This is a genomic window from Mycobacterium sp. 48b, from assembly GCF_048282725.1.
In the GTDB taxonomy this organism is placed as follows: Bacteria; Actinomycetota; Actinomycetes; order Mycobacteriales; family Mycobacteriaceae; genus Mycobacterium.
Genome location: NZ_JBLVUL010000001.1, coordinates 4,642,352 through 4,663,742, shown reverse-complemented (window position 1 = coordinate 4,663,742; position 21,391 = coordinate 4,642,352). Strand labels below are relative to the sequence as shown.

Genomic DNA, 21,391 nt, shown 5'->3' with positions numbered 1-21,391 from the left:
TCGACGGTAGCGGAGTTCCGTCGGATCGCGGCAGTAACCTGGAAACCGTGCCCGATCCAGCGACGTACCGGCCGGCGCCCGGATCGATACCAGTTGAGCCGGGCGTGTACCGGTTCAGGGACCCGCACGGCCGGGTCATCTATGTCGGCAAAGCCAAGAGCCTGCGCAGCCGGCTGACGTCGTACTTCGCCGATATCGCCGGCCTTGCACCGCGCACCCGGCAGATGGTGATGACGGCGGGCAGCGTCGAGTGGACCGTGGTGACCACCGAGGTTGAGGCGCTGCAGCTGGAGTACAACTGGATCAAGGAATTCGATCCACGCTTCAACATCCGCTACCGCGACGACAAGACGTACCCGGTGTTGGCGGTCACACTCAATGAGGAGTACCCGCGGCTGATGGTGTACCGCGGACCACGGCGCAAGGGCGTGCGCTACTTCGGTCCCTATTCGCACGCGTGGGCGATCCGGGAGACACTCGACCTGCTGACCCGGGTGTTTCCGGCCAGAACTTGTTCTGCGGGAGTTTTCAAGCGGCACAGGCAGATCGACCGTCCGTGTCTGCTCGGCTACATCGACAAGTGCTCGGCACCGTGCATCGGCCGGGTCAGCGCCGAGGAACACCGGCGGATCGTGCTGGATTTCTGCGACTTCCTGTCGGGCAAGACCGACCGGTTGGCCCGCGACATGGAGCAGCAGATGACCGCGGCCGCCGAGGAGCTGGACTTCGAGCGGGCCGCCCGGTTGCGCGATGACATCGCGGCACTCAAACGCGCGCTGGAGAAGCAGGCCGTGGTCCTCGGCGACGGCACCGATGCCGACGTGGTGGCGTTCGCCGATGACGATCTCGAGGCGGCCGTGCAGGTGTTCCATGTCCGCGGCGGCCGGGTGCGGGGTCAGCGCGGCTGGATCGTCGAGAAGTCCGGCGACCCAGAACAATCCGGGCAGGAGCATCTCGTCGAGCAGTTCCTCACCCAGTTCTACGGTGAGCAGGCCGAACTGGGCGGAGCGGCCGACGAGGCGACCAACCCGGTGCCACGCGAAGTTCTGGTGCCGGTGCTGCCGCCGAATGCCGAGGAACTGGCGGCGTGGTTGTCGGGGCTTCGTGGTTCGCGGGTGAGCTTGCGGGTGCCGGTGCGCGGCGACAAGCGCACATTGGCCGAGACCGTCGCGCGCAATGCGCACGAGGCGCTGGCCCAGCACAAGCTCAAGCGCGCCGGTGACTTCAACGCGAGATCGGAAGCGCTGCAGAGCATTCAGGATTCCCTCGGCCTGGCCGACGCACCGTTGCGGATCGAATGTGTGGACATCAGCCACGTGCAGGGCACCGATGTGGTCGCGTCGCTGGTGGTGTTCGAGGATGGCCTGCCGCGGAAATCGGACTATCGGCATTACGCGATCCGCGAAGCTGCCGGTGAAGGACGCTCGGACGACGTCGCCTCCATCGCCGAGGTGACGCGGCGCCGTTTCCTGCGGCACGTGAGCGATGCGCAGCCGGATCTGGGCACGGACCAGCGTCCACGCCGGTTCGCGTATCCGCCCAACCTGTTCGTCGTGGACGGTGGTGCCCCTCAAGTGAACGCGGCGGCCGCGGTGCTCGACGAGCTCGGCGTCACCGACGTCGCGGTGATCGGGCTGGCCAAGCGGCTCGAAGAAGTGTGGGTGCCGGCCGAGCCCGATCCGGTGATCTTCCCGCGCAACAGTGAGGGGCTGTATCTGTTGCAACGCGTACGCGACGAGGCACACCGGTTCGCGATCAGTTATCACCGCAGCAAGCGGTCCAAGCGGATGACCGCCTCGGCGCTCGACTCGGTGCGTGGGTTGGGGGAGCAGCGCCGCAAGGCGTTGGTGACGCATTTCGGCTCGGTCGCGCGGCTCAAGGACGCCACGGTGGAGGAGATCACGGCGGTGCCCGGGATCGGTGTGACTACGGCGAAGGCTGTCCTGGCTGCGCTCGGCGGCGAGCCGCCAATCGAACCCGGCGGCGAGCCGCCAATCGAGCAATCGGGTACACCGCCGTCGGTCCAGAGCGGTGACCCGCGAAGTGAGAACAGCGCCGGACTGGGCGATTCAGGGACGCCCGCAACGGTTATCGAGGATGATCGACGCAGGGTGTCGGGATGACGGGTAACGGGGACATGAATAGCCAGGCGGGTCGCGCATGAATGAACATCTGCGCGAGGGCGGCATCGTGGGTGGTGCGGACGCGGATTCGGGAATCGATGTGGTGCTGGTCACCGGCCTGTCCGGGGCGGGCCGCGGTACCGCGGCCAAGGTGCTGGAAGACCTCGGCTGGTACGTCGCCGACAACCTGCCGCCGGAGCTGATTGCCCGCATGGTCGAGCTGGGGCTGGCCGCCGGTTCTCGGATCACCCAGCTTGCCGTGGTGATGGATGTGCGGTCGCGCGGCTTCACCGGTGATCTCGATTGGGTGCGCAATGAACTGGCGGCGCGCAGCATCACCCCGCGGGTGCTGTTCCTCGAGGCCTCCGACGACATCCTGGTGCGCCGCTACGAGCAGAACCGTCGCAGCCACCCGCTACAGGGCACGCAGACCCTGGCCGAGGGGATCGCCGCCGAGCGGGCTTTGCTGGCCCCGGTGCGCGCGGCGGCCGATCTGGTGATCGACACGTCCGCACTCCCGGTGCCGGCGTTGCGTGAGAGCATCGAGCGTGCGTTCGGCGGTGAGACCGTCGCCTACACGAACGTCACGGTGGAGTCCTTCGGCTACAAGTACGGCCTGCCGATGGATGCGGACACGGTGATGGATGTGCGGTTCCTGCCGAACCCGCACTGGGTCGACGAATTGCGCCCGCACAGCGGCCAACACCCGGATGTGCGTGACTACGTGCTGGGACAACCGGGGGCCAGGGAATTTCTCGACACTTACCATCGTCTGTTGGACGTGGTGATCGCCGGATACCGCCGGGAGGGGAAGCGTTATATGACCGTCGCCATCGGCTGTACTGGCGGCAAACATCGCAGCGTGGCGATCGCCGAGGCGCTCGCCGAGCGGTTGCAGGGCGGTGACGGGCTCACTGTGCATGTGTTGCACCGGGATCTGGGTCGCGAATGACCCCGCGGATCGTGGCCCTCGGCGGAGGGCACGGGTTGTACGCGACCCTGTCGGCGGCGCGGCGGCTCAGCCCGCACGTGACGGCGGTGGTGACCGTTGCCGACGACGGGGGGTCGTCGGGTCGGTTGCGCAGCGAACTCGATGTGGTGCCTCCCGGTGACCTGCGAATGGCGTTGGCGGCCTTGGCCTCTGACAGTCCGCACGGCAGGTTGTGGGCGACCATCATCCAGCATCGGTTCGGTGGCAGCGGCGCACTGGCCGGTCATCCGATCGGCAATCTGATCTTGGCGGGTCTCAGTGAGGTGCTGGCCGATCCGGTTGCGGCACTCGATGAACTCGGGCGAATCCTGGGGGTGAAGGGCCGGGTGCTGCCGATGTGCCCGATCGCCCTGCAGATCGAGGCCGACGTCGCCGGCCTGGAGTCCGATCCTCGGATGAGCCGGGTGATCCGCGGTCAGGTGGCAATTGCCACCACGGTGGGCAAGGTGCGACGGGTGCGACTGCTGCCCGGGGATCCGCCGGCCACCCGGCAGGCCGTCGAGGCGATCATGAGCGCCGATCTCGTGGTGCTCGGGCCGGGGTCGTGGTTCACCAGTGTGATCCCGCACGTGTTGGTGCCTCAGTTGGCGGCGGCATTGCGGGCGACGGCGGCGCGGCGTGCGCTGGTCTTGAATCTGGCGGCGGAACCGGGTGAAACCGCGGGGTTCTCGGCCGAGCGTCACATCCACGTTCTGGCCCAGCATGCCCCGGACTTCAGCGTGCATGACATCATCGTCGATGCCAGCCGGGTGCCGAGCGACCGTGAACGGGAGCAACTCAGCCGCACAGCCAACATCCTCAATGCCCGCGTTGAGTTTGCTGACGTGTCTCGACCTGGTACACCTTTACATGACCCGGCGAAGTTGGCCGCGGTGCTGGAGGGTGTCCGGTTGCGCGCGATGGCGCCCGGAATAGTGCAGGAGTCCACCGTTCCCACGCCCGCTGCGAGGTCGGTCGACGTGGCGCAGCAGGAGCCGGCGCCGAATACACCGAGAGGGGACGATCCGTGGCGATGACAGCCGAGGTGAAAGACGAGCTGAGCCGTCTCGTAGTCAACTCGGTGAGTGCTCGCCGCGCGGAGGTGGCGTCGTTGTTGCGCTTTGCCGGCGGTCTGCACATCGTGGCAGGCCGGGTGGTGGTGGAAGCCGAGGTGGATCTCGGGATCATCGCGCGCCGCCTGCGTAAGGACATCTACGACCTGTACGGGTACAACGCGGTGGTGCACGTGTTGTCGGCCAGTGGGATCCGCAAGAACACCCGCTACGTCGTGCGGGTGGCTGCCGATGGGGAAGCGTTGGCCCGGCAGACCGGGCTGCTCGACCTCCGCGGACGCCCGGTGCGCGGCCTGCCCGCTCAGGTGGTCGGCGGTAGCGTCGGTGACGCCGAGGCGGCGTGGCGTGGCGCGTTCCTCGCGCACGGTTCGTTGACCGAGCCGGGACGATCGTCGGCGCTGGAGGTCAGCTGCCCCGGTCCGGAGGCGGCTCTGGCGCTGGTCGGCGCGGCCAGGCGGCTCGGCGTCAGTGCCAAGGCCCGCGAGGTGCGCGGCAGCGACCGCGTCGTGGTGCGCGACGGCGAGGCGATCGGCGCGTTGCTGACCCGCATGGGGGCCCAGGACACGCGGTTGACGTGGGAGGAACGGCGCATGCGCCGCGAGGTCCGCGCCACCGCCAATCGTCTGGCCAATTTCGACGACGCCAACCTGCGTCGGTCGGCGCGTGCCGCGGTGGCCGCGGCTGCCCGGGTGGAGCGCGCGTTGGACATCCTGGGTGAGGGTGTGCCCGATCATCTGGCCGCGGCGGGCAAACTGCGCGTCGAACACCGGCAGGCATCCCTGGAGGAGTTGGGCCGGCTCGCCGACCCGCCGATGACCAAAGATGCTGTGGCCGGCCGTATCCGGCGCCTGCTGTCGATGGCCGACCGCAAGGCCAAGCAGGAAGGGGTTCCCGACACCGAGTCGGCGGTGACCCCGGACCTGCTCGACGACGCCTGATCCGCCGCGGTACGAAGGGTCGTCGCCGCGAGTGGCGGCAACCCCCTTGCCGATGACCGAAAACGGCTGCTGCCAAGGCTATTCGGCGCAACTGGCTCCCGTCGCAGCGGTGCCGGCTGTGCAGTGGTTGGCTGCGGTTTCGCTGGCGCTCCACGCGAGAAGTTCGACGGTGTCGACCTGTCGGCCGTGAAGCGCTACAAGCCGGGGACATGCGTCAGCCCGCCACGCCAGGGAGGCGGCTTCGGAATCCTCGCGATAGGTGATGGCTTACTGGGGTCGGTGCGGTTCCAGGTGATGGACAGATCGTCGAATTTCTGGTGGGCGATCCCTACCTGCTCGGCCGCTGACGTCCATGGATATTTCGGATAGCGAACACTATCCGAAATTTCAGATAACGAGTACTATCTGAAATATGGCGCACGACGAAAGCTCAAAGGGCCCGGCCGCGGCGCGGCTGACGCGGGCTGAGAATCAGGCCAGGACCAGGGCGGCGCTCTTGGAAGCGGCCGCCCAGACCTGCGCCCGCAAGGGATACGCCGCCGCATCGGTCGACGAGATCGCCGCGGCGGCGGGCTATTCGGTCGGCGCCGTCTACTCGAACTTCTCCAGCAAGGAAAACCTCTTCTCGGAGCTGATGAATGAGCGTGCCTCCGGTCGGCTCGACCAGGTGGCGCAGACCATCTCCGGGAACGCCAGCGGGCCGTTGACCGCGTTGGGCCGCGTGCTCGTCGAGATTGCCGACAACGACATCGAATTCGAGGCGATCCAGGCAGAGTTCTGGCTGCACGCGGTGCGCAACCCCGACGCCATGACGATTCTGCAGGAGAGGTCGGCGCGCACGCTGGCCTCACTGCGCGAGATCCTTGCCGAGGCGCTGGAGCGCAACAACATCGACGACAGCGTCTCGGTGGACGGATTCGCGGTGGTGGTCCTCGCGCTGTTCCAGGGACTGATCCGGCAGCGGCGCATCGACCCGACCCGGGTGCCGGAGGAACTGTTCGGTCAGGCACTGTCCTGGCAGTTGGCCGGTATGCCCAAGAAAGCCACGGGGTAGCCCCGATGGATCCGTTGCGCATCGGGCTCTACGCCATGCCCGCCTTCTTCGTCCTGATGGCGGTCGAGTTCCTCAGCTACTACTTCGACAAAGACAAGGACACAGACGGCCGCGATTCCGCCCGGCGCCGAGCCGGCATCTCCTGGCGGGACACCGGCACCAATCTGTCGATCTATGTGCTGGGCTTCATCCTGCGGCCGCTGGACAAGTTCATCGCGGTCCCGATGGTGGCGATCGCGGCCGCCGTGACACCGCTGCACCTCTCGGCCTCTCACTGGTGGGTCTGGGTGCTGGCCATCGTGCTGGCCGACCTGGCCTACTACCTGCAACACCGGATGTCACACCGCATCCGGCTGTTCTGGGCAGCCCACAACGTGCACCACTCGAGCCTGTACTTCAACCTGTCCACGGCCACGCGGTTGTCCTGGCTGATTCCCGGATCGTTCCTGGCCACCATCGGTTACGCCGCGGTGGCACTCATCGGCATCCCGGCCTGGATGGTCTTCCTGTCGCAGGCCATCGTGCTGCTCTACCAGTTCCCGATCCACACCGAGCGCATCGACCGGTTGCCCCGCGTCATCGAGTTCGTGTTCAACACCCCGTCGCATCATCGCGTGCACCACGGAGCCAACAACCCCTACCTGGACAAGAACTACGCGGGCATCTTCATCCTGTGGGACCGGATGTTCGGCACCTTCGTCGCCGAAGACGAACCGGTCCGGTACGGACTCACCAAGAACATCGACACCTACAACCCGATCAAGGTGAACTACCACGAGTTCGTCGCCATGGTCGGCGACGTCTGGCGGGCCCGGAGCTGGCGCGGCCGGCTCGGATACCTGTTCGGCCCGCCCGGATGGAGCGAAAATGCCGATGCCACAACGGCTGTGGAAGCCTATGCGCAGAAGGTGCCGGTCCCGAACGCGATGAGCTGAGGGCCGGCGACCAGATCTGATCCGCTTGCCGCCCCATCCGCAGGGGTGGCGGCTCCGAATGCCTGATGACGTCGCAACACGCTGCGTCACGGGAGGAAGGAGCATGCCATGGTGGACCGCTTCGCCAGCTTGATCGGCGACACCGTTGCTCTGGCCGGGTCGGTCGTCGGATGCCGGAGGGGCACCGAAGAACCGCCCTACCGGGCTGAACCGCTGATCGATGGGGTCGAGCTGCGTCACTATCTGCCGCGTCTGGCCGCCGAGACCACTGTCTTCGCAGCGGACAGGGAGGCTGCGCTGCACACCGGATTCCGTCGGTTGGCCGGCTACATATTCGGCGGCAACCACCGCCACGGCGCGGTTGCCGCCTCGGCATCCGAACGTGACACCGCCCGGGGCGGGCAGAAGATCGCGATGACGGCCCCGGTGGCGCAGGACGGCGATGCCGAGCAGGGGTGGGACGTCCGGTTCTACCTACCGGCCGCGTGGACGGTGCAGACGCTTCCCGAACCCGATGACAATCGGGTTCGGATCGTCGAGTTGCCCGCTCAGACCGTCGCCGTGCTGCGATTCAGTGGGGATCGCGGGGCGGACGCCATCTCGCGGCGTACCGAGCAACTCCGGGAGACGCTGCGGGCCACCGGTTTCGACAGCCAGGACGAGGCGACGGCCTGGTTCTACGATCCACCGTGGACGCTACCGCCGCTGCGGCGAAACGAGGTCGCTGTCCCGGTCGACGCGTAGTTCGGGCACTTCGCTGGGCGTGCGCCTCCACCAGATCGCCGGCCGGGTGATAAGTGAGCCACGCTGACGTCATTGCGGCGTTGTAGTGTGTGGCGACCAACTGGACGTCGAACCAGTTCACGACCCCGATTGAGGCAGCGGCCGCAATGAGACTGATTCTTGAGCTGATCCGCCCGTACCGGTTGCTGGTCGCCGGGATCTTCGCGGTACTGCTCGTCCAGATCGCCACCGGCCTGGCCGCGCCCTGGCCGTTGAAGGTCGTGCTCGACAGCGTCGTCGGCCACCACCCGCTGCCGGGATGGCTGCACGGTCTGCTGCAGCCGCTGCTCGGCGGCGAAGGCAAGATGCACATCGCCGGTCTGGCCGCGATCATGGTGTTCGTCATCGCGGTGGTGGCAGCCATCGCGTCCTATACCGCCAACTACCTGACCGAAACCGTCGGCCAGCGAATCGGCAACGACCTGCGCACCCGCGCCTACCACCACCTGCAGCAGTTGTCCCTCAACTACTTCGACACCCACCGCGTGGGCCCCATCTTGAGCACGCTCACCGACGACGTCGACACCATCCAGGGCTTCGCGTCGTCCTCGACGCTGGGCATCGCAACCGACCTGCTGACCATCGTCGGCATGTTGGCCATGATGTTGTGGCTGCAGTGGGACTTCACGCTCATCGCCCTCGCGGTGGCGCCGCTGCTGCTGTTGTTCGTGTCCCGGATCCGCAAGGCGGTCAAGGCCGCGACACATGAAGTGCGCAAGCGGGAATCCGACATCGTCGCGGTCGCGGAGGAGGGGCTGCAGTCGATCCGGGTGGTCAAGGCCTTCGACCGCGAGGACATGCAGGAGCGTCAACTGGCGATCGCCGGTCAGCAGGCCGTCGATGCGGCACTCAACGCGCGGCGGGTCAAGTCCGTGGTGTCACCGATTGTCGGCGTCGTGGTGGCCGCCTGTACCGCGGTGGTGTTGTGGCGGGGCTCGGCGCTCATCCTCGCCGGCGCGATGACGGCAGGCACGCTGACCGTGTTCATCTCCTATCTCGCGTCGTTCTTCAAACCGGTGCAGGATCTGGCCAAACTCACCAACACCATCGCCATGGCCTCGGTCGGCGTGGACCGCGTCAACGCCCTGCTGACCGCCGAGACCTCGGTTCAGGAGAAACCCGACGCGGTCGAGCCGGAGCAGCTCAGGGGAGCCATCAGCTTCGATCGGGTGGCGTTCGGCTACGACAGTGAAACTCCCGTCCTTCGCGAAGTCACCTTCGAGGTGCAGCCCGGTCAGTTGGTGGGCGTCGTCGGGCACACCGGGAGCGGAAAATCCAGCCTGGTCAGCCTGATTCCGCGGTTCTACGACCCGAGCGCGGGCACCGTCCAGATCGACGGGGTGGACCTGCGCGACTACAAACTCCATGAACTTCGCAGCCAGATCGCCTACGTCTTGCAGGACACGGTGCTGTTCCGGGGCACCATCCGCGAGAACATCGCCTTCGGCCGGCCCGACGCCGATCCCGACGAGATCGTCGAGATGGCCAAACTGGCCAACGCCCACGAGTTCATCTCCGCGATGCCGCTGGGCTATGACAGTCCGGTGGGTGAGCGGGGGTTGACTCTGTCCGGCGGTCAGCGGCAACGCATCGGCATCGCCCGCGCCCTGATCCGGGACAGCCCCATCTTGATCCTCGACGAACCGACCGCCGCCCTGGACGCCGAGTCCGAGCACCTGGTGATGACAGCGCTGCAGCGACTGATGAACGGCCGCACGGTGATCACCATCGCCCACCGCCTCAGCACGATTCGCGATTCGGACAAGATCGTCGTGCTTGAGGAAGGCCGGGTGGTGGAGGAGGGCACGCACAGCGAGCTGCTGACCGCAGGCGGCAGATATGCCGAGTTGCACCGCATCCAATACGAGGACGAGACAACGTGACACGTTCGCTGATCATCCTGCCCGACGACTCGGCGCAGCCGGTGCTCGACGCCATCGGTGCGGCCACCCGCTCGGTGCGGATCAAGATGTTCGCCTTCAACCACCTGCCGCTGCTGGAGGCCGTGGTGGCCGCCCACCGGCGTGGCGTGGACGTCAAGGTCATGCTCAACCCCGAACGCCGCGACGGGGAGACCGACAACGACAACGCGCGGGAGACGTTGCAGCGGTTCGGTATCGAGGTCCGGGCCAGCAACCCGGCCTTCGATCTGACCCACGAGAAGTCCATGGTCGTCGACGACGACCATGCGTTTGTCGAGTCGCTGAACTGGACCGAGGAGAACTTCACTGTGACGCGGGACTATGCCGTCGTCACACCCAGCGCCTACGAGGTGGCCGAGATCGTCGATTGCTTCGAGGCGGACTGGGCGCGTGAGGAGTTCGATCCGGGCGGCGGAGCACACCTGATCTGGTGCCCGACCAATGGTCGCCATCGCATCGCCGAATTCATCGACAGCGCCAAGCACACGCTGTTCGTCCAGAACGAGCGATACCAGGATCCGGTGATCATCGAGCGCCTGGTCCGTGCGGCGCATCGCGGGGTGAAGGTTCACGTCATGGCCCGCGCGCCCCACCACCTCAAGTCGGGCAAGCTCCTCGAGGGCGTCAGTGGGATGCGCATCCTGGACGACGTCGGCATCAAGATCCATCGGCTCAAGCACATGAAACTGCACGCGAAGATGATCCTGGCCGATCGCGAACGTGCGATCGTCGGTTCGATCAACTTCTCCCCGGGTAGCTTCGACCATCGTCGCGAGTTGGCCATCGAGGTGACCGATCATCACATCCTCAAGCGCCTCAACGAGGTCGCCCACCATGACTGGAAACATTCGGAGCCGATGGACCTGTCGGACGAGGGGTTGATCGCCGATCTGGTCGGTCAAGACCCCCACGAACTCGACCAACTCGCCCTACGCGACCCCGACATCTGATGCACTGACCGGACCGCACAGTGAGGGCTTTTCGCTACTAGGCTGGCGGCGAGCAGTTACCGGCAACCGAGGGAGAAATCACGTGACCATCCGGGTAGGCGTTAACGGCTTCGGCCGCATCGGGCGCAACTTCTACCGGGCCCTGGCAACGCAGCAGGCCGAGGGCAAGAACACCGACATCGAGATCGTGGCCGTCAACGACCTCACCGACAACGCCACCCTGGCTCACCTGCTGAAGTTCGACTCCATTCTCGGCCGCCTGCCGCAAGACGTCAGCCTCGAGGGCGAAGACACGATCGTCATCGGCGACAAGAAGATCAAGGCCCTCGAAGTCAAGGAAGGTCCGGCGGCGCTGCCGTGGGGCGACCTGGGCGTCGATGTCGTCGTCGAGTCCACCGGTATCTTCACCGCCCGCGCCAAGGCCCAGGGCCACCTCGACGCCGGGGCCAAGAAGGTCATCATCTCCGCGCCGGCCAGCGATGAGGACATCACCATCGTGCTGGGCGTCAACGACGACAAGTACGACGGCAGCCAGAACATCATCTCCAACGCCTCGTGCACCACGAACTGCCTCGGCCCACTGGCCAAGGTCCTCAACGACGAGTTCGGCATCGTCAAGGGCCTGATGACCACCATCCACGCCTACACCCAGGACCAGAACCTGCAGGACGGCCCCCACAAGGATCTGCGCCGCGCCCGCGCCGCCGCGCTGAACATCGTGCCGACCTCCACGGGTGCCGCGAAAGCGATTGGCCTCGTCTTACCTGAATTGAAAGGCAAGCTCGACGGCTACGCCCTGCGCGTGCCGATCCCCACGGGTTCGGTCACCGACCTGACCGCCGAGCTCGCCAAGCCGGCGCCAGCCGACGAGATCAACGCCGCCATGAAGGCCGCCGCCGAAGGGCCGATGAAGGGCATTCTCAAGTACTACGACGCGCCGATCGTGTCCAGCGACATCGTCACCGATCCGCACAGTTCGATCTTCGACTCGGGTCTGACTAAGGTCATCGACAATCAGGCCAAGGTTGTTTCCTGGTACGACAACGAGTGGGGATACTCCAACCGCCTTGCCGATCTGGTCGAACTCGTAGGGAAGTCGCTCTAATACCAATGACTGTTAAAACACTCGCTGACCTGTTGGCCGAGGGCGTGGAGGGGCGGGGCGTGCTCGTGCGCTCCGACCTGAACGTCCCCCTCGATGACGAGGGCAACATCACCGACCTCGGCCGCATCCTCGCCTCGGTCCCGACGCTCAAGGCGTTGGCCGAGGCCGGTGCCAAGGTCGTGGTCACCGCACACCTGGGTCGCCCCAAGGGCGCCCCGGACCCGAAATTGTCGCTGGCCCCGGTCGCCGCGGCACTGGGAGAGAAGCTCGGTCGTCACGTGCAGCTGGCCGGTGACGTGGTCGGCACCGATGCGCTGGCCCGGGCCGAGGGCCTCACCGACGGTGACGTGCTGCTGTTGGAGAACATCCGCTTCGACCCGCGGGAGACCAGCAAGGACGACGCCGAGCGGTCGGCGCTGGCCGAGGCGTTGGCTGCGCTCGTCGAGGGTGCCGACGGCTCGCCGGGTGCGTTTGTCTCCGATGGTTTCGGCGTCGTGCACCGCAAGCAGGCCTCGGTCTACGACGTCGCCACCCTGCTGCCGCACTACGCGGGCACGCTGGTGGCCACCGAGGTCAAGGTGCTCGAGCAGCTGACCAACTCGACCGAGCGTCCCTACGCCGTGGTGCTGGGCGGGTCCAAGGTGTCCGACAAGCTCGCGGTCATCGAGAACCTGGCCACCAAGGCCGACAGCATCGTCATCGGCGGCGGGATGTGCTTCACCTTCCTTGCGTCCCAAGGGGTTTCGGTAGGGACCTCGCTGTGCCAGGAAGAGATGATCGACACCTGCAAGCGGCTGCTCGACACCTACGCCGACGTGATACACCTCCCGGTGGACATCGTGGTGGCCGACAAGTTCGCCGCCGACGCCGAGCCGGAGACCGTGGCCTCCGATCGGATCCCCGAGGGCAAGATGGGTCTCGACATCGGTCCGGAGTCGGTCAAGCGCTTCACCGCTCTGCTGTCCAACGCCAAGACCGTGTTCTGGAACGGCCCGATGGGCGTTTTCGAGTTCCCGGCCTTCTCGGCAGGCACAAAGGGAGTCGCCGAGGCCATCATCGGTGCCACCGAGAAGGGCGCGTTCAGCGTCGTCGGAGGCGGAGACTCGGCGGCCGCGGTGCGCCAGCTCGGCCTTGCTGAGGACGGTTTCTCGCACATCTCGACCGGCGGCGGCGCGTCGCTGGAATACCTTGAGGGTAAGACCCTGCCCGGCATTGAAATCCTGAAATAGTAGTACTGGACAAAGGTTAATAATGGCCCGTAAGCCGCTCATCGCCGGCAACTGGAAGATGAACCTCAACCATTTCGAGGCCATCGCACTGGTGCAGAAGATCGCATTCGCCTTGCCGGACAAGTACTTCGACAAGGTCGATGTCACCGTCATCCCGCCGTTCACCGATCTGCGCAGTGTGCAGACCCTGGTCGACGGGGACAAACTGCGCCTGACCTACGGAGCGCAGGATCTCTCGCAACACGACTCGGGCGCCTACACCGGGGACATCAGCGGGGCGTTCCTGGCCAAGCTCGGCTGCAGTTTCGTGGTCGTCGGGCACTCGGAGCGGCGTACGTACCACCACGAGGACGACGCGCTGGTGGCGGCCAAGGCCGCCGCCGCGTTCAAGCACGGCATCACCCCGATCATCTGCATCGGCGAGCAGCTCGAGGTGCGCGAGGCCGGCAACCACGTGGAGTTCAACGTGAACTCGTTGCGCGGTTCGCTGGCCGGGCTGAGCAAGGAACAGATCGGCCAGGCGGTCATCGCCTACGAGCCCGTATGGGCGATCGGCACCGGGCGGGTGGCCAGCGCCGCCGACGCTCAGGAAGTCTGCAAGGCCATCCGTGACGAGTTGGGCAACCTGTCCTCGCCACAGCTCGCGGCCGGTGTGCGGGTGCTCTACGGCGGGTCGGTCAACGCCAAGAACGTCGGCGAGATCGTGGCGCAGGGCGACGTCGACGGTGCACTGGTCGGTGGAGCTTCGCTGGACGGCGAGCAGTTCGCGACGCTGTCGGCCATTGCCGCGGGTGGGCCGCTGCCGTAACCCGGGGGCCTGGGCCGGACACCGCACCCGGTAGTCTTACAGCCATGGAATTGGCTCTGCAGATCACTCTGGTCGTGACCAGCGTGCTGGTCGTGCTCTTGGTGCTGCTGCATCGCGCCAAAGGTGGCGGTCTGTCCACCCTGTTCGGTGGCGGTGTCCAGTCCAGCCTGTCCGGCTCCACCGTGGTGGAGAAGAACCTCGACCGGCTGACCCTGTTCGTGACCGGCATCTGGCTGGTCTCGATCGTGGGCGTCGCGCTGCTGATCAAGTACAGCTAACCGGGAGCGACGAGCGTCGGCAGCGGCCGGGTCGGACCGGTGCCCGGTGCGACCTCGGTCGCGGTGTCGATCGGTGTGTCGATGATTGCCCGCGGTGGCCGTGGTGCCGTGCCCTGCTCGACGCCGGCCTGCTGAGCGGGCGGTGCGTAACAGTTGGGCGAGCCGTCGGACTGAGTGTCGTTGGGGTCCGAGGTGGGCACGCCACCGGAGTCGAGGCAACACAGGTCGGCATTCCTGACCGTCTTGCTCATGCAATCGTCGTATGCCTCGATGTCCCATGTGCCGTCGTCGGGTGCGGCAATCGCCACGGCGGGTGCGGCCAGCGCACCGAGACCCAGCGTCGCGCTCAGAATGGCACCCTGAGCCAATCGACCCCAATTGCTGGGTTGTGAAGGTTTGATCCTTGCCATCGTGGCCTCCTGGGTTTGCCGGAACAGTCACAGCTGATTCACAACATGCTCCGCCGGATCCGGGGCGGCGTCGAGAGATCCGGCGGATCGCGCCAGGTGGTCGTTGCCCAGTCAAGCGTGGCGCTGGTGTTGCCGCCATGCGGGGGACCGTGGCTGCACCGATACTGGGGGAATGGCTGACGGTCCCGACACCACGCTCGACCCGATCGGCGCGGTCCAGCGCACTCCGGTGGGCCGAGAGGCCACCGAGCCGATGCGCGAGGACATCCGGCTGCTCGGTGCGATTCTCGGTGACACCGTGCGCGAGCAGAACGGCGCGGAGGTCTTCGACCTGGTCGAGCGGGCGCGGGTGGAATCCTTCCGGGTCCGTCGTTCGGAGATCGACCGGGCCGAGTTGGCGGCGTTGTTCACCGGCATCGAGGTCCACCAGGCGATCCCCGTCATCCGCGCCTTCACCCACTTCGCGCTCCTGGCCAATGTCGCCGAGGACATCCACCGCGAGCGGCGCCGGGCGGTGCACGAGGCCGCAGGGGAGCCGCCGCAGGACAGCAGCCTGGCCGCGACGTATCTGAAGTTGGACGCGGCTGGGCTGGATGGCGGTGGCGTCGCCGATGCGCTGTCGGGAGCCCTGGTTTCGCCCGTCATCACCGCTCATCCCACCGAGACCCGGCGCCGCACCGTCTTCGACACCCAGCATCGGGTCACCGAGTTGATGCGGCTGCGCCTGCACGGGCAGACCCGCACCGCCGACGGCCGCGACATCGAGATCGAATTGCGCCGCCACATCCTCACCTTGTGGCAGACCGCCCTCGTACGGTTGTCCCGGCTCAAGATCTCCGACGAGATCGAAACCGGCCTCCGGTACTACCCGGCCGCGTTCTTCGAGGTCATTCCACAGGTCAACGCCGAAGTCCGGACCGCGTTGCAGGCCCGCTGGCCTGGGGCGAACCTGTTGGAGCAGCCGATTCTGCGGCCGGGCAGCTGGATCGGCGGCGACCGCGACGGAAACCCCAACGTCGACGCCGGCGTGGTACGGCTGGCCACGGGGCGAGCCGCCCACGTCGCCTTCGCGCACTACTTCACCGAGATGACCGCGCTGGAGGAAGAGCTGTCGATGTCGGCGCGGCTGGTCAGGGTGAGCGATGGGCTCACCTCGCTGGCCGGTGCCTGCAACGAGCCGGCGCGGGGCGACGAACCTTACCGGCGGGCACTGCGGGTGATCCACGCCCGCCTCACGGCCACGGGGCGGCAGATCCTCGACGAGCAGCCCGAACACGAACTCGATCTGGGTCTGGAACCCTATCGAGCTCCGGGGGAGTTCCTGGCCGATCTGGACACGGTGGACGACTCGCTGCGCGCCAACGGAAGTGCGGTGCTGGCCGACGACCGGCTGGCCCGGCTACGAGAGGCGGTGCGGGTCTTCGGGTTTCATCTGTGCGGCCTGGACATGCGGCAGAACTCCGAGGTGCACGAGCAGGTGGTCGCCGAGTTGTTGGCCTGGGCCGGGGTGCATCCCGACTACGCATCGCTGCCCGAATCGCAGCGGGTGGAACTGCTCGCGCGCGAGATCTCCACCCGCCGTCCGTTGATCGGCGAGGGTGCCGAACTTTCGGAGCTGGCTCGCAAAGAACTCGACATCGTCGGAGCCGCGGCGCGGGCGGTCGGCGTCTTCGGTCCGCAGGCCGTGCCGAACTACATCATCTCCATGTGCCAGTCGGTATCCGATCTGCTCGAGGCCGCGATCCTGCTCAAAGAGGCCGGCCTGCTCGATGTCTCGGGTGCGGCTCACGGAGCGGAGGTGTACGCACCGGTCGGGATCGTGCCGCTGTTCGAAACCATCGACGATCTCCAGCGGGGATCCTCGATCCTGCAGGAGGCGCTCGCGCTGCCGGTCTACCGCAGTGTCGTCTCCGCGCGCGGGCAGCATCAAGAAGTGATGCTGGGGTACTCGGACTCCAATAAGGACGGAGGCTACCTCGCGGCGAACTGGGCGCTATACCGGGCTGAACTTGACCTCGTCGAAGCGGCAGGCAAGACCGGAATTCGCTTGCGCCTGTTTCACGGTCGGGGCGGCACCGTGGGCCGTGGTGGTGGACCCAGCTACGACGCGATCCTGGCGCAGCCGCCCGGTGCGGTGAAGGGTTCATTGCGGATCACCGAGCAGGGCGAGGTGATCGCGGCGAAGTACGCGGAGCCGCGGATCGCGCACCGCAACTTGGAGACGCTGTTGGCGGCGACACTGGAATCCACCCTGCTCGACGTCGAGGGGCTGGGCGACGAAGCCGAGCCTGCCTATCAGGTACTCGATGAGCTGGCCGCCCTGGCACAGCGGTCCTACGCCGAATTGGTCCACGAGACACCGGGATTCGTCGAGTACTTCAAGGCATCGACCCCGGTCAGCGAGATCGGTGCACTCAACATCGGCAGCCGTCCCAGCTCACGCAAACCGACGACCTCGATAGCCGACCTGCGGGCCATCCCGTGGGTGCTGGCCTGGAGCCAGTCCCGGGTGATGCTGCCCGGTTGGTACGGCACCGGCGCAGCGTTCGAACAATGGATCGGGGAGGACGAGTCCCGGGTCGCGGTGCTGCAGGACCTCTACGAGCGTTGGCCGTTCTTCCGCACCGTGCTGTCGAACATGGCGCAGGTGCTGTCCAAGTCGGATATGGGCCTGGCGGCACGGTATTCCGAATTGGTCGACGATCCGGAATTGCGGGCCAGGGTGTTCGACAAGATCGTCGCCGAACACGATCGCACCATCGCCATGTACAAGCTGATCACCGGCCAGGACGACCTGCTGGCCGACAACCCCGCGTTGGCCCGCTCGGTGTTCAACCGGTTCCCGTACCTCGAACCGCTCAACCACCTTCAGGTCGAACTACTGCGCAGGTACCGCGCGGGCGACACCGACGAACTGGTGCAGCGCGGAATCCTGCTCACCATGAGCGGACTGGCGACTGCCCTGCGCAACAGTGGCTGAATTGTCGCTGTCGCGTACGGGTGGCTAGCTCACGAGGACGTCCGCCAGCCGCAGCGACACTGTGGCCCGGCGGTCGGCGTAACTTCGCGCCGCACGCTGGATCTCGGCGGTCTGCTCCGTCCTGATCCGCTGGTAACGCTGCAACGCTTGGGGGAGGTCGCCGTCGTGCGCCGTGGCGATCTGGGCCGCGAGTTCCGCGGCGTCCTGGATGGCCTGGTTGGCGCCCTGGCCACCGAACGGCGTCATCGGGTGGGCCGCGTCCCCGAGTAGCGCAATTCGTGCACTGGTCCACCGGTCGATCGGATCCCGGTCGTACACCGGATGCATGTAGACCGGGCTCGTCGCGGCGCGCAGCATCCGCCCGACCACCGGATCGAACTCGTCGAACTGGCGGGCCAGTGCCTGCAGATCGGCCCGGGCCGACCACAGGTGCAGCGGTGGCTCGTCCACCCCGAGGGTGGCGTCGACCGCCACCTGCCTGCCGGCCCGCACCGGCATCGAGATGACGTGTTTCGCGTAGTCCGTGGAATGCCAGGATCGCAGCCGGTCGTTGGGGACGTCCAGGCATTCGGCGGGGCTGACGGCCCGGAAGATCACCGAACCGCAGTAGTGAATGTCGTCCTTGCTGAACATCTTCCGCACTGTCGACCGCAGGCCGTCGGCCGCGATCACCAGACCGGCCCGCTGCACCTCACCGTTGGTGAAGCGCAGCTCGACGTGATCGTCGCGCTCGATGATGCCGGCGAGCTCATGGCGCAGCCGCACCTGCCCGGATCCCACGGTCGAGACCAACAGGCTGTGCAGATCGGCGCGATGCACGGTGCGCGGGGACACCTCGGCGTCGGCGTAGCCGAACCGGCCGTGTTCGCAGCCGGCCACCGGGATCGCCGCGTAGTCGGTGATGTTCTCCAGGTGTCCCTGCTGGTCACGGTTCTCGAAGTATTGCGTGGCCGAGGAGATTTCGTTGAACCCGTCGACGATGTTCCACGTGTCGAACAATCTCAGGGTCTGCGGCGAGATCCCGAGCGGGCCACCGACCTCGCCGAGTTTGCGGGTCTTGTCGAACACGACGGGACGATGGCCGAGGTGCTGCAGGGCGACTGCGGTGGCCAGCCCGCCGAGTCCGGCGCCGATGATGGCGATGTCCATGATGGGCCTTTCGGGGTCAGGGGATTCGGGCGAGGGCTTCGGCGTCGAGGTAGACACCGGACAGTGCGCCGGGCCGGTAGCTGGTGACCGTGCGGACATTGCAGAGCGGCAGCCACAGGCCGCCGGTGAGGATGCGAAGCTGGATGGCGTGCACCAGGTCGCCGCGAGTGTCGGGGTCGGCACAGGCGAGCTGGGTGTCGAGCAGCGTGTCGAGGTCGTCAGGTACGGTGCGGCGGTTCATGTTCCGCTGGTCGACGGCGAACTGGTAGCGCAACAGATCGGGATCGCTGCCGGTGAAGTAGAAGAACCGGAAGTCATAGTCGCCGGACTGCTGGCGGCGGCGAAGCTCGGGAAACTCGACGTCGGCGAGGACGAGTTCGATGCCGTGTCGCTTCCACTGCGCCGCGACCGCGGTGAGGATCGCGGCGTCGACGGGGGAGAACGTGCTGTTGAACACCACCTCGAACGAAAGCCCCTGAGCGCCTGCGGCAGCGAGTAGCCGGTGGGCCGTCGCCGGATCGAAGGCGAGCTCGGCCGAGCAGTCCTGGTAGCCGACGGTCGTCGGCGTCAGCACTGAGGACGCGAGGCCGTACCAGTCGGCGGCCAGGATCGGCCGCAATGCCTGACGATCGATCAGCAGCGACAGCGCACGCCGGACCCTGGGGTCGGTCAGCGGGCCGCGGGATGCGTTGGGACACAACCCGTAACTGATGCCGGGATTGTGGAGTTCGGCGACGACGTAATTGTCGATCGGCCCGGCGTACACATCGCCGGTGCCGGCCTTGCGGAACGCCAGCCGGCGCGTTCCGTCGGCGACGCCTTCCTCGGTCTGCACCCACCGGCCGGTGCCCAGTCCCGATGAGCTCCTGATCGCGAGGTTCACGCTGGCCAGCGACCGGAGGAATGCCGCGTTGTGTCGCACGAAGTGAAACGTCACTTTGTCGGCCCCGGCCTCGATGCGGCCGAGTCCGGTGAGCATCGTGACCGCGGCCGGCAGCGGTGAAACCTGTTCGAGGGCAATGATGCCGGAAAAGCTCTGCACAACCGTCTCGGGTGTGAGCGGTGTGCCGTCGGAGAAGCATCTGTCGGGCCGGATGGTCAGGTCCAGGGTGAGCGGGTCGCGGTAGTGCCACGCGGTGGCCAGCCACGGGAGCAGTTCCCCGGTGCCCGGATCGATGTCGAGCAGGCTGTCATAGATCATCCGGCAGTACGTTTTCGAGATGCTGTTGTACGCCAGGCGCGGATCGTCGGTGAGCTGATGCGTCGGCCAGCCGAACGTGAAATCGCGCATCATCGCACCGGCACCAATTGCGTTGCGTGCCAGGCTGAACGGGCGGCCAGTATCGCGATCAATCCGGCCGCCGTCACCAGCACGGCCGCCCCGCCGAACAGTGCGGCACCCAGGCCGTCGATCATCGTCGCTCCGGCGGCCACCCCGATCGCGGCACCCAGCGCCCGAAGATAGTGGTACAGACTGGAATCGAACGGGATGTGCCTGGAACTGGTCAGCACGTTACTGGCCAGCGAACTCCACAGGAATCCCATCGCGGCGCCCATCAGCGCCGCACTGACCAGCAGCAGTTGCGCCGGCAGACTCAGGCCGGCCGCGATCAGGAACGCCGAGCCGACACACACAAGACCTGTGCTCTTCCGATTGTGCCCGGGCCTGCCGAGATTCAGCATGGGAATCAGTCCGGCGAAGAACGCCATGGGCAGCAGGAACAGCGCTGAGCCATAGGAATTCAGCCCTCGCACCTGCTGCAGGACATACACCACCGACAACGTGAACACGTTCGTGGCGATACCGGCGACGAACACCACGACCAGGCTTCTCGACAGGACACGAGATTGTGACCGGCCACGCAGGACGATCACGACAATCCCGAGCAGCATCGCGACGGCGAGCAGCGCGACCTTGACGTACAGCGCGGTAGCCCAACCGATCGCCAGAAAGATCGCCAACTGCACCACGGCGAGGCCCACGAGCGGGATCGCCTCCCGGTCGCCCGCCGTGTCCTCGCCGGTGGTTCCCGGGCTCCCCGGTGCCAGTGCCAGCAGCACCATCGCCGCGACCGTGGTCACCACGGTTTCGTACGGAAACGAGCGCCAGCCCCACAGATCGTTGAGCAGCGCGGTGATCAGGGGTGAACACAGCGCAGATGCCGACACCACCAGGCCCCAGGCACCCAGCACGGCCGAGTGGTGATCCGGATAGAACTGCGCGCGGATGATCCGGAAGATCTGGGGTGCGAGCACGGCCGAGGCGATGCCCTGGAGGAACCGCAATGCGATGAGGACCCAGAACTCAGGGCTGAGCCCGGCAGCGACACCGAGAACGGCCAGCGCCGCCGAACTGACGAAGAACGCCGCGGTGGGCCGCCAACGATGCGACAGCAGGCCCGCGGGCAGCAACGCCAGGCAGAACCCGGCCAGGAATGCCACACCGATGTACGCGGCCTGTGAGAACGGGATACCGAAGTAGCCGGCAATCGCCGAGTTCAGCAGAACAGCCGACGACGAGTTGGAGTAGAGGGTGTATTCGGTCAGGTAGAGAGACGCCGCAACGGCGTATAGGGACGGCTTCATGACGCCTCGAAGCTAGATAGCAGGATCGATGGGCAGCGAGAGCTAACCCGAGATCCTCTTCAGCGGCGCCAGCCGGGCCCGGTTCCAGATCGACGCGA

General features: G+C 66.5%; 18 protein-coding genes. 14 read left to right on the top strand and 4 right to left on the bottom strand.

Annotated features, from left to right (window positions below):
* Nucleotides 1–47 precede the first annotated feature (47 nt).
* From uvrC to secG, 13 genes are all read left to right on the top strand, one after another.
* Nucleotides 48–2,123 carry an excinuclease ABC subunit UvrC gene (uvrC, locus tag ACNQR1_RS22770; protein WP_418047967.1) on the top strand — a complete coding sequence of 692 codons (2,076 nt, stop codon included), beginning with the start codon at nucleotides 48–50 and terminating at the stop codon, nucleotides 2,121–2,123.
* A 37-nt stretch (nucleotides 2,124–2,160) separates the two neighbouring features.
* Complete coding sequence (gene rapZ, locus ACNQR1_RS22765; protein ID WP_044518226.1) at nucleotides 2,161–3,075, top strand: RNase adapter RapZ; 915 nt, start codon at nucleotides 2,161–2,163, stop codon at nucleotides 3,073–3,075.
* On the top strand, nucleotides 3,072–4,130 hold the full coding sequence (gene yvcK, locus ACNQR1_RS22760; RefSeq protein WP_418047966.1) for a uridine diphosphate-N-acetylglucosamine-binding protein YvcK: 1,059 nt from the start codon (nucleotides 3,072–3,074) through the stop codon (nucleotides 4,128–4,130). Before rapZ ends, yvcK begins: the two co-directional genes overlap by 4 nt.
* Nucleotides 4,127–5,104 (top strand): DNA-binding protein WhiA, encoded by a 978-nt coding sequence (gene whiA / locus ACNQR1_RS22755; protein WP_217157918.1) that lies wholly within the window; start codon nucleotides 4,127–4,129, stop codon nucleotides 5,102–5,104. The genes yvcK and whiA overlap by 4 nt, the downstream gene beginning before the upstream one ends.
* Nucleotides 5,105–5,516: 412 nt before the next feature.
* On the top strand, nucleotides 5,517–6,158 hold the full coding sequence (locus tag ACNQR1_RS22750; protein WP_418047965.1) for a TetR/AcrR family transcriptional regulator: 642 nt from the start codon (nucleotides 5,517–5,519) through the stop codon (nucleotides 6,156–6,158).
* 5 nt (nucleotides 6,159–6,163) lie between these two features.
* Complete coding sequence (locus ACNQR1_RS22745; RefSeq protein ID WP_418047964.1) at nucleotides 6,164–7,093, top strand: sterol desaturase family protein; 930 nt, start codon at nucleotides 6,164–6,166, stop codon at nucleotides 7,091–7,093.
* Nucleotides 7,094–7,201: 108 nt separating this feature from the next.
* Entirely contained in the window at nucleotides 7,202–7,837 is a 636-nt protein-coding gene (locus ACNQR1_RS22740; RefSeq protein WP_418047963.1) for an SOUL family heme-binding protein, read from the top strand.
* A 146-nt stretch (nucleotides 7,838–7,983) separates the two neighbouring features.
* Nucleotides 7,984–9,759, top strand: coding sequence for an ABC transporter ATP-binding protein (locus ACNQR1_RS22735; RefSeq protein ID WP_418047962.1), 1,776 nt, complete (start codon nucleotides 7,984–7,986; stop codon nucleotides 9,757–9,759).
* Complete coding sequence (locus ACNQR1_RS22730; protein WP_418047961.1) at nucleotides 9,756–10,748, top strand: phospholipase D-like domain-containing protein; 993 nt, start codon at nucleotides 9,756–9,758, stop codon at nucleotides 10,746–10,748. The genes ACNQR1_RS22735 and ACNQR1_RS22730 overlap by 4 nt, the downstream gene beginning before the upstream one ends.
* Nucleotides 10,749–10,830: 82 nt before the next feature.
* Nucleotides 10,831–11,853: a type I glyceraldehyde-3-phosphate dehydrogenase gene (gap, locus tag ACNQR1_RS22725; protein ID WP_418047960.1), complete on the top strand. Its 1,023-nt coding sequence runs from the start codon at nucleotides 10,831–10,833 to the stop codon at nucleotides 11,851–11,853.
* Between the two features lie 5 nt (nucleotides 11,854–11,858).
* Nucleotides 11,859–13,082: a phosphoglycerate kinase gene (locus ACNQR1_RS22720; protein WP_418047959.1), complete on the top strand. Its 1,224-nt coding sequence runs from the start codon at nucleotides 11,859–11,861 to the stop codon at nucleotides 13,080–13,082.
* A gap of 22 nt (nucleotides 13,083–13,104) precedes the next feature.
* Nucleotides 13,105–13,890: a triose-phosphate isomerase gene (gene tpiA, locus ACNQR1_RS22715; protein ID WP_418047958.1), complete on the top strand. Its 786-nt coding sequence runs from the start codon at nucleotides 13,105–13,107 to the stop codon at nucleotides 13,888–13,890.
* A 44-nt stretch (nucleotides 13,891–13,934) separates the two neighbouring features.
* Nucleotides 13,935–14,168 carry a preprotein translocase subunit SecG gene (gene secG / locus ACNQR1_RS22710; RefSeq protein WP_019348649.1) on the top strand — a complete coding sequence of 78 codons (234 nt, stop codon included), beginning with the start codon at nucleotides 13,935–13,937 and terminating at the stop codon, nucleotides 14,166–14,168.
* On the opposite strand, the gene ACNQR1_RS22705 is transcribed toward secG, so the two are convergent.
* Complete coding sequence (locus tag ACNQR1_RS22705; RefSeq protein ID WP_418047957.1) at nucleotides 14,165–14,578, bottom strand: hypothetical protein; 414 nt, start codon at nucleotides 14,576–14,578, stop codon at nucleotides 14,165–14,167. The two genes, secG and ACNQR1_RS22705, sit on opposite strands and share 4 nt — an antisense overlap.
* 172 nt (nucleotides 14,579–14,750) lie before the next feature.
* Between ACNQR1_RS22705 and ppc the strand changes: the two genes are divergently transcribed.
* Nucleotides 14,751–17,558 carry a phosphoenolpyruvate carboxylase gene (gene ppc, locus ACNQR1_RS22700; RefSeq protein WP_418047956.1) on the top strand — a complete coding sequence of 936 codons (2,808 nt, stop codon included), beginning with the start codon at nucleotides 14,751–14,753 and terminating at the stop codon, nucleotides 17,556–17,558.
* 24 nt (nucleotides 17,559–17,582) lie between these two features.
* Here ppc and ACNQR1_RS22695 read toward each other — a convergent pair whose 3' ends face one another.
* The 3 genes from ACNQR1_RS22695 to ACNQR1_RS22685 are packed head-to-tail and all read right to left on the bottom strand — an operon-like array spanning nucleotide 17,583 to nucleotide 21,293.
* Nucleotides 17,583–18,707: an FAD-dependent monooxygenase gene (locus ACNQR1_RS22695; protein WP_418047955.1), complete on the bottom strand. Its 1,125-nt coding sequence runs from the start codon at nucleotides 18,705–18,707 to the stop codon at nucleotides 17,583–17,585.
* Between the two features lie 16 nt (nucleotides 18,708–18,723).
* Nucleotides 18,724–19,998 (bottom strand): ABC transporter substrate-binding protein, encoded by a 1,275-nt coding sequence (locus ACNQR1_RS22690; RefSeq protein ID WP_418047954.1) that lies wholly within the window; start codon nucleotides 19,996–19,998, stop codon nucleotides 18,724–18,726.
* Entirely contained in the window at nucleotides 19,998–21,293 is a 1,296-nt protein-coding gene (locus ACNQR1_RS22685) for an MFS transporter (protein ID WP_418047953.1), read from the bottom strand. The genes ACNQR1_RS22690 and ACNQR1_RS22685 overlap by 1 nt, the downstream gene beginning before the upstream one ends.
* Nucleotides 21,294–21,391 lie beyond the last annotated feature (98 nt).

Bases quoted from the DNA above. Each gene is read 5' to 3' on its own strand.
- rapZ (WP_044518226.1), top strand. From the start codon at position 2,161: ATGAATGAACATCTGCGCGAGGGCGGCATCGTGGGTGGTGCGGACGCG.
- yvcK (WP_418047966.1), top strand. From the start codon at position 3,072: ATGACCCCGCGGATCGTGGCCCTCGGCGGAGGGCACGGGTTGTACGCG.
- whiA (WP_217157918.1), top strand. From the start codon at position 4,127: ATGACAGCCGAGGTGAAAGACGAGCTGAGCCGTCTCGTAGTCAACTCG.
- ACNQR1_RS22750 (WP_418047965.1), top strand. From the start codon at position 5,517: ATGGCGCACGACGAAAGCTCAAAGGGCCCGGCCGCGGCGCGGCTGACG.
- ACNQR1_RS22745 (WP_418047964.1), top strand. From the start codon at position 6,164: ATGGATCCGTTGCGCATCGGGCTCTACGCCATGCCCGCCTTCTTCGTC.
- ACNQR1_RS22740 (WP_418047963.1), top strand. From the start codon at position 7,202: ATGGTGGACCGCTTCGCCAGCTTGATCGGCGACACCGTTGCTCTGGCC.
- ACNQR1_RS22735 (WP_418047962.1), top strand. From the start codon at position 7,984: ATGAGACTGATTCTTGAGCTGATCCGCCCGTACCGGTTGCTGGTCGCC.
- ACNQR1_RS22720 (WP_418047959.1), top strand. From the start codon at position 11,859: ATGACTGTTAAAACACTCGCTGACCTGTTGGCCGAGGGCGTGGAGGGG.
- tpiA (WP_418047958.1), top strand. From the start codon at position 13,105: ATGGCCCGTAAGCCGCTCATCGCCGGCAACTGGAAGATGAACCTCAAC.
- secG (WP_019348649.1), top strand. From the start codon at position 13,935: ATGGAATTGGCTCTGCAGATCACTCTGGTCGTGACCAGCGTGCTGGTC.
- ACNQR1_RS22705 (WP_418047957.1), bottom strand. From the start codon at position 14,578: ATGGCAAGGATCAAACCTTCACAACCCAGCAATTGGGGTCGATTGGCT.
- ppc (WP_418047956.1), top strand. From the start codon at position 14,751: ATGGCTGACGGTCCCGACACCACGCTCGACCCGATCGGCGCGGTCCAG.
- ACNQR1_RS22695 (WP_418047955.1), bottom strand. From the start codon at position 18,707: ATGGACATCGCCATCATCGGCGCCGGACTCGGCGGGCTGGCCACCGCA.
- ACNQR1_RS22690 (WP_418047954.1), bottom strand. From the start codon at position 19,998: ATGCGCGATTTCACGTTCGGCTGGCCGACGCATCAGCTCACCGACGAT.
- ACNQR1_RS22685 (WP_418047953.1), bottom strand. From the start codon at position 21,293: ATGAAGCCGTCCCTATACGCCGTTGCGGCGTCTCTCTACCTGACCGAA.